The organism is Paenibacillus sp. FW104-T2, from assembly GCF_058789975.1.
In genome coordinates, this window is the sequence record NZ_JBYTCE010000005.1 from 243,239 (window position 1) to 260,748 (window position 17,510).

15 protein-coding genes are annotated in these 17,510 nt (G+C 46.8%); 7 read left to right on the forward strand and 8 right to left on the reverse strand.

The genetic code is table 11. The features are described 5' to 3' along the window. On the reverse strand, window positions 1-1,830 hold the full coding sequence (locus AC3WQ3_RS08960; protein WP_492472018.1) for a sensor histidine kinase: 1,830 nt from the start codon (window positions 1,828-1,830) through the stop codon (window positions 1-3). A gap of 212 nt (window positions 1,831-2,042) precedes the next feature. Here AC3WQ3_RS08960 and AC3WQ3_RS08965 point away from each other — a divergent pair, with 212 nt between their 5' ends. Next, the gene (locus AC3WQ3_RS08965) at window positions 2,043-4,799 is read left to right on the forward strand and encodes an endo-beta-N-acetylglucosaminidase (protein WP_492472019.1); all 2,757 of its coding nucleotides are present in this window, start codon (window positions 2,043-2,045) and stop codon (window positions 4,797-4,799) included. 166 nt (window positions 4,800-4,965) lie between these two features. Here the strand turns inward: AC3WQ3_RS08965 and AC3WQ3_RS08970 are convergent, their stop codons facing one another. Together AC3WQ3_RS08970 and AC3WQ3_RS08975 are read right to left on the reverse strand one after the other, a co-directional pair. Beyond that, window positions 4,966-6,501: a replication initiation and membrane attachment family protein gene (locus AC3WQ3_RS08970; protein WP_095361280.1), complete on the reverse strand. Its 1,536-nt coding sequence runs from the start codon at window positions 6,499-6,501 to the stop codon at window positions 4,966-4,968. Between the two features lie 360 nt (window positions 6,502-6,861). Next, window positions 6,862-7,155, reverse strand: a complete 294-nt coding sequence (locus AC3WQ3_RS08975) for a YuiB family protein (protein ID WP_095292079.1) — start codon at window positions 7,153-7,155, stop codon at window positions 6,862-6,864. A gap of 253 nt (window positions 7,156-7,408) precedes the next feature. Here AC3WQ3_RS08975 and hemQ point away from each other — a divergent pair, with 253 nt between their 5' ends. Further along, window positions 7,409-8,155 (forward strand): hydrogen peroxide-dependent heme synthase, encoded by a 747-nt coding sequence (gene hemQ, locus AC3WQ3_RS08980; protein WP_154896404.1) that lies wholly within the window; start codon window positions 7,409-7,411, stop codon window positions 8,153-8,155. Window positions 8,156-8,250: 95 nt separating this feature from the next. Here hemQ and AC3WQ3_RS08985 read toward each other — a convergent pair whose 3' ends face one another. Together AC3WQ3_RS08985 and AC3WQ3_RS08990 are read right to left on the reverse strand one after the other, a co-directional pair. Further along, window positions 8,251-8,508 carry a hypothetical protein gene (locus tag AC3WQ3_RS08985; RefSeq protein ID WP_095361278.1) on the reverse strand — a complete coding sequence of 86 codons (258 nt, stop codon included), beginning with the start codon at window positions 8,506-8,508 and terminating at the stop codon, window positions 8,251-8,253. Next, window positions 8,505-9,698, reverse strand: a complete 1,194-nt coding sequence (locus tag AC3WQ3_RS08990) for an NAD(P)/FAD-dependent oxidoreductase (RefSeq protein WP_095361277.1) — start codon at window positions 9,696-9,698, stop codon at window positions 8,505-8,507. Before AC3WQ3_RS08990 ends, AC3WQ3_RS08985 begins: the two co-directional genes overlap by 4 nt. Window positions 9,699-10,257: 559 nt before the next feature. Between AC3WQ3_RS08990 and AC3WQ3_RS08995 the strand changes: the two genes are divergently transcribed. Both AC3WQ3_RS08995 and AC3WQ3_RS09000 read left to right on the forward strand, forming a co-directional pair. After that, a complete protein-coding gene (locus AC3WQ3_RS08995; protein WP_218029840.1) occupies window positions 10,258-11,232 on the forward strand; it encodes an NAD(P)/FAD-dependent oxidoreductase in 975 nt (324 codons plus the stop codon). Window positions 11,233-11,306: 74 nt separating this feature from the next. Continuing rightward, complete coding sequence (locus AC3WQ3_RS09000) at window positions 11,307-11,558, forward strand: hypothetical protein (protein ID WP_154896405.1); 252 nt, start codon at window positions 11,307-11,309, stop codon at window positions 11,556-11,558. 21 nt (window positions 11,559-11,579) lie between these two features. Here the strand turns inward: AC3WQ3_RS09000 and AC3WQ3_RS09005 are convergent, their stop codons facing one another. Together AC3WQ3_RS09005 and AC3WQ3_RS09010 are read right to left on the reverse strand one after the other, a co-directional pair. Beyond that, entirely contained in the window at window positions 11,580-11,723 is a 144-nt protein-coding gene (locus tag AC3WQ3_RS09005; RefSeq protein WP_017692430.1) for a sporulation histidine kinase inhibitor Sda, read from the reverse strand. Between the two features lie 353 nt (window positions 11,724-12,076). After that, a complete protein-coding gene (locus tag AC3WQ3_RS09010; protein ID WP_492472020.1) occupies window positions 12,077-12,736 on the reverse strand; it encodes a YheC/YheD family protein in 660 nt (219 codons plus the stop codon). A 236-nt stretch (window positions 12,737-12,972) separates the two neighbouring features. Here AC3WQ3_RS09010 and AC3WQ3_RS09015 point away from each other — a divergent pair, with 236 nt between their 5' ends. After that, window positions 12,973-13,227 carry a hypothetical protein gene (locus tag AC3WQ3_RS09015; protein ID WP_127538927.1) on the forward strand — a complete coding sequence of 85 codons (255 nt, stop codon included), beginning with the start codon at window positions 12,973-12,975 and terminating at the stop codon, window positions 13,225-13,227. Between the two features lie 25 nt (window positions 13,228-13,252). After that, entirely contained in the window at window positions 13,253-14,779 is a 1,527-nt protein-coding gene (locus AC3WQ3_RS09020; protein WP_492472021.1) for a Ppx/GppA phosphatase family protein, read from the forward strand. Here the strand turns inward: AC3WQ3_RS09020 and ppk1 are convergent. Beyond that, window positions 14,739-16,820: a polyphosphate kinase 1 gene (ppk1, locus tag AC3WQ3_RS09025; protein ID WP_154896408.1), complete on the reverse strand. Its 2,082-nt coding sequence runs from the start codon at window positions 16,818-16,820 to the stop codon at window positions 14,739-14,741. The two genes, AC3WQ3_RS09020 and ppk1, sit on opposite strands and share 41 nt — an antisense overlap. A gap of 249 nt (window positions 16,821-17,069) precedes the next feature. Here ppk1 and AC3WQ3_RS09030 point away from each other — a divergent pair, with 249 nt between their 5' ends. Further along, a complete protein-coding gene (locus AC3WQ3_RS09030) occupies window positions 17,070-17,297 on the forward strand; it encodes a hypothetical protein (RefSeq protein ID WP_095292093.1) in 228 nt (75 codons plus the stop codon). The last annotated feature ends 213 nt before the right edge of the window (window positions 17,298-17,510 follow it).

Genomic DNA, 17,510 nt, shown 5'->3' on the forward strand with positions numbered 1-17,510 from the left:
CTAAACACCTGTCCCTTCCGTATGAGGATAACGCACCCTGATCAGGGTTCCTTCTCCAAGCGTACTCTCTATCGTCATTCCAAACTCCGGTCCATACAGGTACCGCAGACGACTGTGCACACTGCGCAGCCCAAACATTTGTCCGGATTCCTCCGGACGATCGAGCTCTTCATGAATTTCTGCCAATCGGGCAGGCTCAATGCCTTTGCCATTATCTCTGACTTCCACCTGCAGCATATCGCCAAGTTCCTCCACCACAATGGACAATTTGTTATCCGAGCGTTCCGTCTGGATTCCGTGCACGACATAGTTTTCAATGATCGGCTGCAGGGACAGCTTGACCACAGGATGTTGATTATGCACAGGATCCAATTGAATCGTATAGGTGAAGATATCCTTATAACGGATTCGAAAGAGTTCCAGATATAGACGGCAAGCCTCCATCTCATCCTTCAATGTATAGTTTTTCTTCTGCTGAACAAGGCTCTTGAAGAGCACCGATAAGCTGTAGATCATCTCACCAACATCCCTTGCCCCCTGGGAAATGGCTCTCATACGAATCACTTCAAGCGTGTTATAGAGAAAATGAGGATTAATTCTGGCCTGCAGAGCAACCAGCTCCGTCTCCTTTTGTTTGATCTCGGCCTTGTACACCCGCTCAATATACAAATTAAGTTCATCGAGCATATCGTTAAAGCTGTGCGAGATCTGTCCAAGCTCATCGTCACGGGTATCGTCAATCCGTGCGCTCAGATTGCCATACTTTACCTTCTGTGTAAATCGGATAATTCTCCGGGTCCGCTTCGCAAAGTTAATGATAAAAAACGCTGGAACGAGCACAGCAAACAGGGTACATACGGTGCTGATCGAAATAATGGTATTCCGAATACCTGCGTAGGCCTCAGCCATCTCTTCCACAGGAACTGTGGCCACTATCACATAGCCCTGGTCTGCCGAGACAAACTTGTTTACATACATGTTTTTTTCCTTTTTCATCGAGTCCATATCCGTCTGATCGAATAGCGAATCCGCAACTTCAACATAAGGATACTTCTTGCCGTAATAGTTGCTGCTGGAGTCAAATAACACGTTACCTTTGGCCGACAATACCACAATTTCTCCCTTAAAGTTGCTCTCATAACTATCAAGTGCATTTCCAATACCTGCAGAGTCAAAAAAAACGAGGAATTGTCCCAGATTCCGCAGCGTCTGTGTATTGTTGATGGGAACACGAATCGCGTACAAATCCGGGCTCCATTCATTGATTTCTTTGCGAATCCAGTAGTTGGGTGCACTGATATTAGGCGTCTCCATGGCCATCACGTCAGGAATATAGGAATGGGCAGCACTCGTGTCCAGCTTCTTGAATTGCTTATTGGGGCTGAACATGGACATGTCCTGGCGCTCTGCACTATATAACATCAACTGATGGATATCCGCATTTCGGTCCATGATATTCTGGAAATGTTTCAGTACATCTGCGGAATAGTCATCCTGATTGGCGTAATATCCATTGGTGAGATGCTGGACATAATCCGCATAGGTGTGGCTCATCAGATAGGAGATATTAGCTGACAGCGCCTCGTTCTGATGCATGTCTCTCACCATATTTTGTACGGACTCATACTGCTGATGAATATATCGGTCCACACTTTCCATCGCAGCCTTTTGGATAGCCAGTTCACGGCGGATCGTAGAGTCGGACACCGATAGAAAAATGATATACGACAGCGTAATAATCGTCACAATCGAAATCATTGAGAAAATAAGCAGCATTTTCATAAACATATTATTTTTGAAGAAATTATTGTAAACGCTAACAATTTTCAAATCGCAAGTTCCCCCCGATGTGGCTTGTCCTGTCTGAATTATATCATTTGCCTTCTGACATTAACTTCCCACCTTGAACTTTTCTTTAGTTTATACCTGCCTTTCTTTAATTTCGCCCTATTTGAAAATGCTTTCATGCTCTATCGTTAACCATAAGTTTATATTTGTGTAAACGAATACCTTACATTCAGTCCACTTGAAGGAGGAACAGCATGACAAGCAAACTCAAACCGAAAGGCATCATTCCCAAGGTAACTGCACTGGCCATCACATCAGCCCTGGTCGGCCAGTTGGTCGCCTCATCTGTCTATGCAGGGGATACACTTCCCTACACAGGTGACAGTGCCAAAGGCCCCAATCAGCCTTATCAGCATGGCTACACCTCTGCACAGATTCTGAATTGGACACCCGAGAGTGACATCTATGGAGAACTGCTCCGTGCACATGTACCTTTACAGCCGCGAAATGATGCTTTTGCCGCCACACAGGCCTACCCCGAACTTAGTCCGGATACCCAGCTCTTTACGATGAGTGGTGACTACGGCAATGCGTTCTTCGATAGTACCCCTTATACGAACGAATTCAGCCAGTATCTGTTTAATTATTGGCAATATACAGACTATTACAGCTACTGGCATGGCATGGCTTCTGCCGGAGTGCCAGAAGAGCTGTATGACCCGAACAAGGAGTGGACAGAGCGATATTTCGAGTTCGGTATTCTGAACATTCCGAACCCGGCTTACACCAATGCCGCGCATAAAAACGGCGTTCGTTCCATTGCCAACATTTTCTTCTCTGACAATGACCGTGGTCCCCAAACGTACAAGCAGATGCTCGTACAGGATGAAGACGGCAATTTCCCGGTCGCTGTCAAATTGGCCGAGATGGCCAAGTACTATAATTATGATGGATACTTCTTCAATCAGGAAGAGGTAGCGAGGGGCGTTGCGCCTGAAGACATTCCATCCTACAAAAAATTCATGAAATATTTAAGAGATCAGGGTCTCTATGTTCAGTGGTATGACTCAACCATTAATACGACAGGACAGATACAATATCAGAATGAGTTTAACGAACTCAACAGCCCCTTCGTACAGGATACGGCTCTCGGCAGGGTTTCGGATTCCATTTTCCTGAATTATGTCTGGAACCATGAGATGCTGCAGGATTCACGTGATCATGCCGTCAGCCTTGGACTGGATCCGCTGGAAACCGTCTTTGCCGGCGTTGAAGGCGGCCATGACCGGTTTGGACGGTGGAAACAGCTCTATGACCTGCGCAACAATTTGGATGAGAACGGTCAGCCGATGAACAGCATAGCAACGCTGGGTGCAGATTTTACCCACAATGCCCTTGATGAAGAGATGGGCGATGGAAGCACCAATCACAGGGCTGAAGACGAATATCAGTGGATGACCTTTGTACGCGATCGTGCCTGGTGGTCTGGACCGAATCAGGATCCTACCGAAGCCCGCCGCAATGCATCGGTTGATCTGTCGGATGTCTACGCTTCTGGCGCCAATTGGGACGGCATAGCCGCCTACCTTACGGAACGTTCCGTCGTTCATGGTTCAAACTTTGCTACGAACTTCAATACCGGACATGGTCTGCAATATTATGAAAACGGGAAAGTATCCAATGATACCGAATGGTCCAACATCAACATCCAGGACATCCCTGTCACCTGGCAGTGGTGGATGGATAGTGAAGGGGATAAGCTGAGTGTTGATTTTGACTATGGCCCAACCTATGAAAAAGGTGCCCGTTACCAGTACGATGCCATTGGGGCCTTCAATGGCGGCAGCTCTCTTGTCGTTAACGGTGATCTGAACGCGGAGAACTTCCTGCGTCTGTATAAAACGGATCTGTCGGTTAATGCGAAGTCTACATTGGAACTCACTTATAACAAACCATCGAAGAGCGATAAGTCCACCCTGCAAGTCGGTTTAATTCTCGAAGATGATCCATCCCATGTGGTCAAAGTCAATGTTCCGAATTCAGGCAAACAAACGAAAGGCTGGACAACAGCTTCCCTGGATTTGAGTGCCTATGCGGGCCAAAACATTGCGGCTTTCGGACTGGTATTTGACCCTAATGGAACAACGATTAACGATTATCAGATGAACATCGGTGAAATCCGTATCTTCGATGGATCTGCGGCCAAACCAGATACTCCTACAGGTTTCCACATCGCCAAGTCTCTGACCAATACAGATGAACTTGTTGTGGAATGGGATATGGAAGACTATTCGAAGGTTAAGCAATACAATTTATATGAAAATGGATCCTATGTTGGCGGAATATATGATTCCACCTATTACATTAAATCTTTGAAGAATCGCTCTGGTGAGCTGTCCATCCGTGCCGTAGGCGCAGATGGCCGTGAGAGTGAGCCTGCAACCCTGTCCTATAATTTGGATGCAGCCGTTCAGGATATCCAAGTGAAATTTAACAAACAGGGCGACGCCACTGTCAGCTGGAAATACCCTAAGAAAACCAAAGGCAAGGAAGCGATCGAGCTCACCCTGCAAACCGAATATACGAATGAACCTTTCACAAAGACCGTTCAGGTCAAGAAAGGAAAATCTTCAGCTGTCCTGACGGGATTGCCAACAAATGGTGAACACTACGTGCTCAACATTGCCATAGGCAAGCAGCAACCAGTTACATTGACTGGACAACTGGCTGATCATCAGATTACACCATACGCGAAGGAAAAGGTTACGGTAAATGATGGAAAATACACCCTCGCCCTGCCTGATCTGGAGGACTGGTACAAGATCTATGTTTACGAAAATGAAGTACCTCGCGAATTCGGGGTGACTTACGTTACGCAAAAATTCCCGTATATTATCCGGGGAAGAACCAAGCTGAGTGAGATGACCTTCACACCAGCTTCTAGCAGCAGCTCGCTGAAGGTCGTTATTGAAGATTATGCGGGTAATAAGGCAACCACCATTTTGAGATAGCTATTTCAGCAGGTTAACGGTTAACCTTGCTAAGGATATAAGTCAAGATAAGATCGGTCATTAGAATGTTCCAAATAGTGTAACCCTAGACTGTATTACTTGCAAAAAGGCGAGCTCCTTTTAATAAGGGGCTCGCCTTTTGTCTTTAGTGAAAATAGTACTATATTTATGAAGTTCCTTTTTGCTTGCTCGCCTGCATCTGCTGGGCAAATCGCATCATCTCTTCGAACTCTTCCTCGGATACTCCATCGCTTTCAGCGGCAACATCCTGAACAATCGGGATTTCGGGTTTGGCTTTGGCTCCTTTGCCGTATGTACGGGAACGGGTTCCGGCTGCACCAGCAGCCTGCTTGCCTTTTACCTTGGCCTGGTCACGAATATATTGGACTGCCTTCTCATATGAATTGACCTGCTTCAGCAGCATATTGGAAGCGATCGCTTCAACGAAATTACGGTTAATCCGCTGTTCTCCACCTGACACAAGGAGCTGCATCAAGTAATGGATAAGAACATTAATGACTTCACCAGGCAGCTTATAGCTCAGATCAATTTTCTCAAAGATATCGACCAAATTATCCGGTACGGCTCCTGGGAAAAACGTCTGTAAAAGCCGTGTATATGGTTCGTTACGAAGCATCATATTGTATTGGTGAATATCGCATTTGGTTGCAAACTGCGGTGGAACCTCCACATAATATTCCATCTGCACCACATGTTCCACTGGCGGTTCCCCGGAATCGCTCTGCTGCTCAGGCTCGTCCAGATGCTGCCTCAGTGCAACCACTTTGGCTGCCTGTACGGTCTGCTGCTCCTGCCGTTTCTTCGTCTGACGGAACTGCAAGCTTGCCTTATGCTGAAGATCGTCCAACATCAGCTGTCCTTGCGGACTGAAAATATCATCCTCATCCAGTAAACGGCACACGTCCTGCACACTGAGATTGAACTTGTTCACCACATAATTCACAATGCCCAGCTGCTCATGATCAAATCTTAGCTTTTCCACATGACGACGGTTCACCGACTCGCGCGGAAAACGCAAAATAATGTCGGCGTAGTTTAACGTAAGCTCTTCCGCCGCGACACTTGTCCCACTCCGCTGTGCGGATGTGGATACTTCCGAGAGCGCCTGCTCCAGCTCGTAATCTATAACATGCGTATTCAGTTCGAATATATCGTAAAAAGGAACCGAGATATTTTCTTTACTCGCCGCAGGATAAGGTGCGTCCCCGTTCTCTACTGCCGAAAATCCCGAACGCAGGGAGAGAACAGCAAACTTGCCAATCTTGTCACGAAGCAGCAGTGTCAAATGCTGTGTACGGAAGAATTCTGCCGGTGACAGCGGTGGCTGCAGCTCATATTCATAGATGTAATCATCATTCTCCGGAATGTAAAGGCGCGACGTCTGAAGCAATCCGACCGCTTCCAGCTTGGAAGCCTGCTCCACCAAATACTTGCGGCCCTTTTCACTGGGCTCGAGTCCAAGTGTCATGAACAATTTTCGCTGCTGTTCAAGGGGTGAGTAACCGACCTGTTCACCGGGAAGATGCTGAAACAACAGCCGATACAAGCCAATTGCGAAAGCACCTACCATGGGCTGATATGCCCCGGTAAGCATACGGTCGTCCAGAGCACTAAGTCCAAACTCCCTGTATACGCAGTAGCGATGATGTTCAGTGTAATGCAGCAAATTCTTCATGCGCATGGCTTGATCTCCTTCTCCCCAAAAGTGTGTTTATCTATTCTATCATAAATGCCTGATCTTCAAATGTTCAAAAACAGGTAAAAAGATGGCCTGTTCTCGCTCCGTTTCGTCCTAGGTCGACAGCATTCACGTTTTCGCAGAGTTGCTAGAATACTATAAAAGCTCCAGCCATATAAAACAAGTGAAACTATTTAGAAATGGTTATCCACATGTGTATGCAGCTCAGCGGTTCGTTTATGTCTATTTTCATTACATATGACAAAAAGCCCTCCCTTTGCTCGCGTAAGCGGTTACGAGAAAGGCAAGACTCTTTGTTTCCATTAGCCATGGCAGTCAGGGCAAGATATGAAGCTCAGCCGGTTAAAACATTTTATACCCGCCCAGTCGAAGTTTGCGAATGGTCCAACCACTGATGATTGCGCCTGCGAGCCCAGCCACACCGGTCAGATAATCGACGATCTGGAACGAGCCCAGATGGGTCATCAGTGAAGCCGTGTGATCCCACAAGGAATACACCACGACAGGCAGGATCACAATGATGAACAGGTAAGAAGGAAACCAAGTAGTCTTCATCAACATATTCAGAATGAAACCGATCCCAAACATCATCACGAAAAATAACACCATTAATACCAGCACAGGTATAAACTGCATCGGGTGACGTTCACCTCTTCTTATGAACTAAGGGCTTATTTTGCATAACTTACTGTATTTTCTTCTCTGGCTAGTAGATAGTGTACCGCAAAAAATGTGGCGAAGCAACGAACTTTCTGGATAAATCCTCCTATATTCATGTTCTCTTCATTTGCCCTTGTGCTCGGTGTTGGGATACAATGTAAACGATATAGTTTTTCTTAACCGTCCCTCATGGGATTTGGAAATATAAACTGCAGGAGGAACAGAACCAATGAACGAAGCTGCATCAACACTGGAGGGCTGGTATGCCCTGCATGACTTCCGCTCAATTAACTGGGCCGCTTGGAAAGCAGCCGATGACGAGGAACGTGCCGTAGCACTGGACGAGCTTCAAGAGTTTTGGAAAGAATGGAAGGATGTCGAAGATTCCTCAAAAGGAAGCACTGTGGTCTATACTGTAGTCGGCCAAAAAGCTGACCTTGTCATGATGCACCTGCGTGAAACACTTGAGGACCTCAAGGCCGTCGAGAACGCGTTCAACAAAACGATGTTTGCACAATACACTACCAAATCGTATTCCTACGTCAGCGTCGTGGAACTGAGCAACTATCTTGGCAAAGAAGGCGAAGATCCGATGCAAAACCCGGAAATCGTTGCACGTCTCAAGCCGGTATTGCCGCAGCGCCAGTACATCTGCTTCTACCCAATGAACAAAAAACGCGACTTGGCCGACAACTGGTATATGCTGTCCATGGACGAACGCCGCAGCATGATGCGCAGCCATGGCATGATTGGTCGCAGCTATGCGGGTAAAGTTAAACAGATCATTACCGGATCCGTTGGTTTCGACGATTGGGAATGGGGCGTTACCCTGTTTGCAGACGATGCACTCCAGTTCAAAAAACTGGTTTACGAAATGCGGTTTGATGAAGTTAGCGCTCGTTATGGCGAATTCGGTTCGTTCTATGTGGGAAGCCTGCTGGGCGAAGGTTCGCTGGAAGACATGTTGAAACTGTAAGTAAAACAAAAAGCACCGATGACACTCCCCAAGGGGAGAGTCATCGGTGCTTTTTTTATGGTATTCATTTTATTCAGAAATGTTCAAACTCTGAATTAGTCCCGGTCCTCTTCTTCTTCCATTGCCTTGAGGGATTCCAGAAACTCGGCCGTGGCCCGGTCACGATCCCGTCCCTTTTCCTTCAACCGCTCAATTGCAGGCAGGATAAGAATGTCCACTTCCTTTTGCACAATATAAGCCAGGTCATACTGGTTCTGCTCCTCCAGATAACCACCTACCTGCATCAGGGCGTTATAACGATCCAGCTCATCACGCGTAAGCAGGCCGCGAACTTGAACACTGCAATGTCTCATCCAAAAAACCGCCCCTTCTTCAGCACAAGCGGGATTCCACCGATGATGAACAAATACCGGAGATCCACCAGTTTCTTCAGCTGGGCAGCTTTCCAGCCCTTGTATTTTTTACCCCCAACCACAGCAATGGCCTCCCCTTTACCGAGCGAAGCAACCGTTCCCTTGCTGGTAAACACAAAGGGCTGTGGCTGTTTTTTGCGAATGGCAGCGACAACGTTTTTGGCGCAGTTCACACCTTGCTGCATGGCAATCTGGGCTGTTGGTGGATATGGACGTCCTTCCCCGTTAAATACGAGTGAATTGTCACCAATAACATAGACATGCTCATGTCCCGGAGCTCGCAAATATTCGTCCACTTTTACCCGGCCGCGCATCACTTCGAGGCCAGCCTGTTCAAGCAGCGCGTTACCGCGGATTCCACCGGTCCATACCACCGTGGCAGCATCAATTTTTTCACCTTCACCCACAATGACACCATCCGGCAAGCATTGCTTGATCGGAACACCGATTTTGAAGGTTACGCCTTTCTTCTTGAGCACATTCATTGCATGCTCTACCAGCTCCGGATCGAAGCCAGGCAGGGCTGAAGGCGCTGCCTCTACGTTGTAAATATGAACATTTTTGGGATTAACGTCGAATTCCTTGCACAACTGCGGAATGCGGTCAGCAAGCTCCGCCACAAACTCAACTCCGCTGAAACCTGCTCCGCCCACTACAAAACGAATGCGGTTACGTTTGTTATCGTTTTTGTACATGGCAAACTGATATTCGATATGCTCACGAATGAGTCGTACCGAGTTGATGCTGCGAATGGTCATGGCATGATCCAGCATGCCCGGAATACCGAAGGTCTCCGGTTCACCGCCGAGTCCAATAATCAGATAGTCATAAGATAACGTTCCATCTTCCAAAATGACCTTGCGATCCTGCAGTCGTATCTCCTTCACCGACGACTTGACCAAATCAATCTTGAATTCATCAATCAGCTTGGAAATCGGCACCCTCGCATGCTCAATCGAATCCGTACCGGCTGCTGGCATATGTAGGTGTGTTGTAATATAGTGATAATCATGCCGATTCACCAATGTGACGTCGGCTTCATTATAATTTAATTCCTTCTGCAGCCGCTGGGCTGTTAAAATCCCGCCATAGCCCGCGCCGAGAATGACGATTTTGGGAATGCTGCTCATGTCTTAACCCCTTCCGGTTTCACTCACATCATCTACTTTTACAACATTTTGTATCTTCATTCGGGTGGCATACTTCAGCTGTAGTACTTACTACAAAATATGGATGAGGTCTTATCCATATGACGACAAATGTTAACTTCACGAATTTATTTGAATATTTTGTATGTACATGTCCAATTAAAGTTGTGAAATTATACACAAGAATCAACAAATTACAGGTCTTGTCTTCGTTTTACAAATTGGCTTTTATTTAGACAAAAAAACACATAGTACAGGTCAAGAATATCTGTATTTCTGGTAAATATCAAGGTTTTTTTTGTTATCTTTCATAACCTTTCATTTCCAATTTCATCCTATTCTCACCTGATCTTCATCAATTGTTCCCATGTTAGTCCCGTTACCAACTTTGCAACCCAGTTTACACCGTTTATAATGAGAAAGACAGTTCAGCAACAAACGCTGGCTACATGAGGTATCCGGCTACATTATTTCTGTTAACTACCTATTAAAATAAGAAAGGTGTTGTTGATTCTTGACTGCACAAACTGCCGGTCATGACATGACCGATTTACTTATTATTGGTGGCGGCCCTGCGGGTCTGTTTGCCGCATTTTACGGAGGGATGCGTCAGGCATCCGTTACTCTGGTTGAAAGCATGCCACAACTTGGCGGACAATTGGCTGCGCTGTATCCCGAAAAATACATCTATGACGTTGCAGGGTTCCCCAAAGTGACGGCTCAGGAACTGGTAAACAATCTGATTGAGCAGATGAGTCACTTTAACCCGAATATTCGTCTTGAGGAGAAAGTAGTATCCGTTGAAAAACTGGACGAGCGTCATTTCATCGTTAAAACCGATGTAAACGAATATCATGCCAAAGCTGTAATCATCACTGCCGGTGTCGGTGCTTTCGAACCACGTCGCCTGGAACTTGAAGGTGCAGCCAAGTTCGAAAAATCAAACCTGCATTACTTCATCAGTGATCTGAACGCTTTTGCCGGCAAAAAAGTACTCATCAGTGGTGGCGGTGACTCTGCCGTAGACTGGGCACTTATGCTGGAACCAATCGCAGAACAAGTAACCCTGATCCACCGTCGTGACAAATTCCGTGCACATGAGCACAGTGTGGAGAACCTGATGAACTCCAAAGTCAACGTGGTTACGCCTACGGAGATTACAGAACTGCACGGGGATGAAGCTATTACCAAAGTCACGCTGTCACACGTCAAAACCAAAGAAACACAAGAAATTGACGTTGATGCCGTGATCGTCAACTTTGGATTTGTATCATCGCTCGGGCCTATTGCCGAGTGGGGTATTGAAATTGATAGCAACTCCATCGTTGTTGACTCCCGTATGGAAACATCCATTCCAGGCATTTTTGCCGCCGGGGATATTACAACATATCCAGGCAAGCTGAAGCTGATCGCTGTTGGGTTTGGTGAAGCACCAACCGCTGTTAACAACGCGAAGGTTTACTTCGATCCGGATGCAAAGTTGTCCCCAGGACACAGCAGCAACATGAAACGATAGTTTTACGCGAATCACATAAAAGGTACAAAAAAGGGTATCTTACTCCTGAATATTCAATATCAGGAGGGATACCCTTGTCTTATATATGCCCGCTGTGTAACGGTCTGGTTGTACCGGAGCAGGCTTGTCCCCACTGCCTTCAGGGACTGTCAGAATGCGGCAAATTGGAAGATTACACCGGACCGTACAGCCCCTATTCGTTACAGAATTCCATGATAGAGGAAGACGGAAACGAAAACGGTTGCATGCATATGTTGTACTGTCACCATTGTCATACCAGCACCCTCTGGTCTGTAGCACAATGGGACATGTCCGGAAACCTGTAACATTGCCTGCAATGAGGATCTCTAGTGAAGAATGGCAGATACGTCGGTACCCAGTTTGCGCTTATGGATTTCTGCCAATAGCAGCGCGATGAAATCTCTCTCGAGATTAAGCTCAATCGCCTTATGGTAGGAATCCAATAACATCTCATCGGATAACATAGCCATTTCCCGCCACAACCTTTCCTTTTTTTTCCTCAAAACTATCATATCAGAGATTTATAAAGAGAACAAGCGTTCTGTTATCCACAAGGTTTTGTGGAAATCCTGTGCATAGGTTGTTGATAAATGGTAAAAATGTTGATTAAGCAACGTGGATAATGTGGACATTACTTATGCACAGGATCGTAACGTTTCTATTAGAACGAATGTGAGAGAATTTTTTTTAGCTTCAACTCATAGTTTTAAGACGTATTGCGAGTAAATTACCCAATTACATTTCATTTCAAACGTTTTCCAGAATATTTTCTCTATATGTTTATCGGTGTTATTTTGGTTTTTTTTATATTTTTCCACTATTTTTATTGGGGTCTGGTGTTCACTTCCAAAATCCATATCTTCCCGGAGTGATCGAGCCCATAATCGAAACCGAGTTGACCTACACCTGGAAAATGCCTTTCCATAATCTGAGTGCATGTCAACGTCAATGAACGCATCTCCTGGCGTTTGTGTCTGGTGGATATATGAGGGAGAGATAATCCAAGTGCCCTTCTGCCTTGCAGCATCGTCCCGCCTTTGCTCAGATTGGTTACACACAATCCGGGACGAGCCAAGCGCCCTACCATGGAACGGAAAACCCAGCCTCGCTCGGTTTTGACGACTTTCACCCTGTAATCCACAGGCCTGCCTTGTATCGTTGCCAAATGAATTCCCTGTTGGATCAGGTATCTCCGTCTGACTTTAATCCGTACCAGCGAGCGATACATCTGGCCGTAGTTGGTAAATGTACGTGTAACTTTCATATGCGTATAGCGGTAGTTCCCCCCGCTTGTGGATACCCTGATAACACCATAACCTCCGCCACCGACTACAGGTTTGATATACACCATTCCATAACGGCTGAGCATGTGCAGCAGATTTCTTGAATTAAATGCCATCGTCTGCGGGATATGGACAGCTGCTATCGGATATTTTATCAGTGCCGCCGTCTTCAGCCATTTGCTTGCAAGCTGTCTTGACATGGGTTGATCTCCTTTCCTGAACAATGGTCCTTCCATATACATACTCAACAGAAGCCGTCCCCTCTTGGATGTCTGTCCAAGGCGGTTGCCCCTTTTCCGCAAGAAGTGTCTATAGGCTTGTTTATAGAAAGGCACACACGCCTGGTTCACTTTTCAAACGCATCAATCTGTCGTATGCTACTAAGGAATGTAATGGAAAGGCTTAAATATGAGGATCTAAGGAGCGTTCAGAAAATATGGAAGCATTTTTCAAATCACTGTATGGCGTAGCCTATGTCGCAATGTCCATCGTGCTGGTCGCCGTCACAGTACTTCTTTTCGTTACAGGTATTCGGCTGTTTATGAAGAAACGCAATCGCGGTTTTGCCGTAAGCTGCATACTGTTTGCCTGTTTCATTGTCTTCATTATTGTGGTAATGCTGACCACGCCCTTCTCCTCCACCCCTCCAGGTTCACCGGAAGCCATGGCTGCCCTGCTGCAGCTTGGGTAGAATACCTGTCTAGAAGGAGATGCATATGAACTCAAAAGGAACTCTCGGCATTATCGATATTGGCTCCAACTCCATTCGTCTCGTCATTTACGAATTGGATCATGAAGGAGCCTACCGGATCATTCATGAAGATAAATATGCTGCGCGCCTCAGCAACGTGGTTGAAGAGGATGGCCAGATCCTGCGTCATTCGCTGGAACAGGCCATCACCGTCTTGCAGCAATTCAAGGCTACTTGTGACGCATTCCAAACGAAAGTCATTCGTGCTGCGGCTACAGCTGCCATTCGCAATGCACGCAACGCTGCTCAGATCATTGGCTGGCTTGAAGAGGAGACTGGACTTGAGATTGAATGTGCCTCCGGAGATCAGGAAGCGTATTACGGCTTTCTTGGGGTTATTCAGTCCATTGATCTGCAGGATGGCTATGTCGTGGATATCGGTGGCGGCAGTACGGAAGTAACCGTATTCCGGGATCGCAAAAGACTCCACAGTATCTCACTGCCCATTGGTGCCGTAAACTCGCATGCCAGGTATGGCGGGGAGGATTCCTGGTCTGAAGCAAATGTTGCTGCGCTGTGTAATGATGTCATTCAGGCACTGAAGGATCAGGATTGGGTCCGTCAGCATCCAGGTCTTCCGCTCATCGGTCTTGGAGGTACCATGCGTACTCTGGCCAAAATTGAGCAAAAAAGAACACAATACTCGTTACCCGTAACTCACCACTACGAGATCAACGCTTCAGCCATGGAAAACCTGGCCAAATCACTGCCTTATCTCACATCAGGTCAGCGCAAAAAGGTCCCTGGTCTGGCGAAGGATCGTGCTGACATCATTGTGCCCGGTGTTCTGATTCTCAGAACAGTCTTCGACATTCTTCAGGGAGATCGTTATGTCGTAAGCGGAGCAGGATTGCGTGACGGCATTTTGCGTGATCTGATGGCCCCGCACCGGCCAGCCTCTCCTACTGCACTGGAGGACAGCATCCGCAACTTCATTCATTTTGGCCCGCCAGTTCCCGAGAAGAAGCTGAAACGAATCCATCAGGATGCAACCGTGCTCTATGAGGCATTGGATGGGGACGCACCCAAGCCAGCAGATGCACGAATCCTGTATACCGCCTGCATGCTTCATGGGGCAGGAAAACAGATCAATTATTTCCGTTATCCCCAGCACTCGGCGTATTGGATTATGAATGCGGGCATATACGGACTTTCCCACCGGGAGACCGTGCTGACAGCTATCGCAGCCGATTATCATCCCAAAAAAAGAACGCCCCAGCTGCTGAATAAGCACCGGGACATTCTGAAGGATTCCGATGAACGGCACGCTCACCGATTGGGCTCCATCTTGCGCATAGCCGAGGCCATTCATCGTTCGGAGCGAGTCTCTGCGATACGTGTAACCAAAGAAAACGGCTCGCTGCAGATCAAACTCATCTGCTCAGCCGAGCCGTTACTGGAAATGCATGGCCTGGAAGAGGCCTCCAAGGATCTGGAAGAAGCTTGGGACGTTAAGTTGACATACTCCACTCTGCAGGCTTCCAAGGAATAATGCCCATTGCCTCCGTCTGACTTCTCAGCGGGGGCTTTTCGTTTTCCACAAAGACATAATTGCCCCCAGGCATCAATTCCCTTGCCTTCACATTGTCATTTAGGGACAGATTCAGGATGTCGACAAGCATCTTCTTGAGTGACGGATCAAATACCGGGCACATCAGCTCAATTCTCCGTTTCAGATTCCGGGTCATCCAGTCTGCACTGGAGATATATACATCCGGGTTCCCGCTATTCTCAAAGTAAAACAGGCGAGAGTGCTCCAAAAATCGATCCACGATACTAATCACCCGAATATTTTCGCTGAGTCCCTCAACACCTGGGCGAAGGCAGCACACCCCACGGACAATTAAATCGATCTGTACACCTGCCTGGGATGCAACATATAATTCATCAATCATATCCTGGTGAGATAACGAGTTGATTTTGGCAATAATGCGGGCCCGTTTCCCCTTAAGCGCATGCTCTGTCTCCCTCCGTATGAGTGAAAACAGTTCATCCTTCATGCCATCCGGAGCAACGCGGAAAGCCTGCATGGCCTTCGGTCCCGAATAACCGGTTATTTCATTAAAGAGCTCCGATGCATCTTCACCAATGATCGGATTGGAGGTGAACAGTCCTACGTCAGTGTAAACCTTCGCCGTACTCTCGTTATAATTGCCTGTTCCAACGTGCACATAACGTCTTAAGCCATTCTGTTCCCTGCGCACAACAAGAATAATTTTTGCATGGGTCTTCAAACCGACCAACCCATATACAACGTGGCATCCTGCCTTTTCCAGCTTGCGCGCCCACGCGATGTTGCGTTCTTCATCAAAGCGTGCCTTCAACTCCACTACAACGGTCACTTGTTTGCCACTCTCTGCTGCATGAGCCAGTGCCGGAATGAGACGTGAATCCCCGTTTACCCGGTACAATGTCATCTTGATTGCCATGACTCGTGGATCTTCCGATGCCTCAAGGACAAAATCAGTAACTGGTTCGAATGATTCATAAGGATGATGAACAAGTACGTCCCGTTTGCGCAGCAGTTCAAAATGGCTCTCCCGCGGTAAAAATTCCGGTGGATACACCGGCTGAACCGGGCTATATTTCAAATGAGAGAAGCCTTCGATGCTGTCTACAAATCCAGCCAGGAAACTCAGATCCAGCGGACCATCAATTTCATATACCGGATCCTGAATCTCGAATTCCTCCTGCAATTCAAGCAGTGCATCTGCACGAAAATCCTTACGCACTTCCAGCCGGACAGGAGCTCCCCGGCGGCGACGCCGCAATTCCTTCTCGATGGCTTCCAGCAAATCCTCCGCTTCCTCTTCGTTAATGGAAAGGTCCGCGTTACGGGTCAGCCTGAATTCCTGCACAGCCAGCGGAATATATCCGCTAAACAGGGTATGTGTATGATGTTTAATCAAATCTTCTATTAATATGAATGTTTTCTTTTTGCTGTTTGCACGCAGAGGTACGGGAACGACACGCGGCAGATTCGAGGGGACCTGAACGATCGCAAAAAACGGTTCATCCTCCTGCTCCTCTTCCTTCTGAAGCATCACGGCGAGATAGACCGATTTATTATGCACCAGTGGAAATGGACGGCTCTGATCCACGGCCATGGGTGTCAATACAGGGAAAATAATATCATGGAAATATTGATCCATTGCCCGTTGCTGTGTTCCATTAAGCTCGTTATACTCTTGTAGAACAACTCCCTTTTTGGCGAGCAGGCGAATCAATTCCCGATAGGTTTTATATTGCTCAGCCACCATGGCACCTGTTCGTTTGATCAATCTCCGATATAAACCGGACGGGGTGTATCCTGTGAAATCCTTTTGGGTAAATCCTGCTTTAATTTTCTCTTTTGTCTCTGCTACCCTTACACTCATGAACTCGTCCAGATTACTGGCTACAATTCCGAGAAATCTCAACCGTTCCAATAGAGGTGTGGTAGAATCCTGCGCCTCCTGAAGCACACGACGATTAAATTCAACCCAGCTTAAGTCACGGTTAACATAGTTGCCTGTTTTAATATCTCTATGCATGTATGGCCTCCGAATGTGTTGCATATCAATCCTTGTTTAGTTGGTTCTACTATAATTGTACTATCCGTGATTGGATACAAGCGTCATCGCAGTGTAAAAGCAGTGTAAAATTTATGTAAATGATACCTCATGACGATAACTTTTTCCATCCCTTTACAAAGTGCAGTAGACAGAGTAAAGTGAGGTACAGTGCGATTTGGTCCGGTTGCTGTTCTTCTTCCAAATACGTCGTTATTAAAGGAGTATATAATGAAATCAAATAAACCTAGAACGTTACAAAAAAATATAGAGTTTTTCACCGCTGCCCTGTCCCAATGTGTCGTAACGGCATGGCAAGAAGACCCGGCTGGTGTATATTGCGAAGTGGGTCGCGGGATTGTCGAGCGGATCAGCGAAGACAGCGTGCGTATCCGTAACGAGAACGGAACGAAGAGTCATTATGCACGAGATATGACGATGTTCCAGACCGAAAAATAATTTGCGTTGATACGAAAAAAAGACTAGCTTTCCGAAACCAGGTGTTGTATACTCTTGCCACAAGGAAAGGAGGTGCGTCAACATTTCTAATCACATGTTGAACGTGTCCCTTACCCGATCCACTAGCTCAAATTAAATGAGACTGGTGGAGGCGCGGGATACGGATCAAGGTTTTAAAAAGCGCCACGGGTAGAAAAGCCGTCTTCGGACGGC

Coding starts and splice junctions, on each gene's coding strand:
- AC3WQ3_RS09030 (WP_095292093.1), top strand. CDS start 17,070: ATGAAATCAAATAAACCTAGAACGTTACAAAAAAATATAGAGTTTTTC.
- AC3WQ3_RS08965 (WP_492472019.1), top strand. CDS start 2,043: ATGACAAGCAAACTCAAACCGAAAGGCATCATTCCCAAGGTAACTGCA.
- hemQ (WP_154896404.1), top strand. CDS start 7,409: ATGAACGAAGCTGCATCAACACTGGAGGGCTGGTATGCCCTGCATGAC.
- AC3WQ3_RS09015 (WP_127538927.1), top strand. CDS start 12,973: ATGGAAGCATTTTTCAAATCACTGTATGGCGTAGCCTATGTCGCAATG.
- AC3WQ3_RS08990 (WP_095361277.1), bottom strand. CDS start 9,698: ATGAGCAGCATTCCCAAAATCGTCATTCTCGGCGCGGGCTATGGCGGG.
- AC3WQ3_RS08985 (WP_095361278.1), bottom strand. CDS start 8,508: ATGAGACATTGCAGTGTTCAAGTTCGCGGCCTGCTTACGCGTGATGAG.
- AC3WQ3_RS08995 (WP_218029840.1), top strand. CDS start 10,258: ATGACCGATTTACTTATTATTGGTGGCGGCCCTGCGGGTCTGTTTGCC.
- AC3WQ3_RS09020 (WP_492472021.1), top strand. CDS start 13,253: ATGAACTCAAAAGGAACTCTCGGCATTATCGATATTGGCTCCAACTCC.
- AC3WQ3_RS08975 (WP_095292079.1), bottom strand. CDS start 7,155: ATGCAGTTTATACCTGTGCTGGTATTAATGGTGTTATTTTTCGTGATG.
- AC3WQ3_RS09005 (WP_017692430.1), bottom strand. CDS start 11,723: ATGGCTATGTTATCCGATGAGATGTTATTGGATTCCTACCATAAGGCG.
- ppk1 (WP_154896408.1), bottom strand. CDS start 16,820: ATGCATAGAGATATTAAAACAGGCAACTATGTTAACCGTGACTTAAGC.
- AC3WQ3_RS08970 (WP_095361280.1), bottom strand. CDS start 6,501: ATGCGCATGAAGAATTTGCTGCATTACACTGAACATCATCGCTACTGC.
- AC3WQ3_RS09010 (WP_492472020.1), bottom strand. CDS start 12,736: ATGTCAAGACAGCTTGCAAGCAAATGGCTGAAGACGGCGGCACTGATA.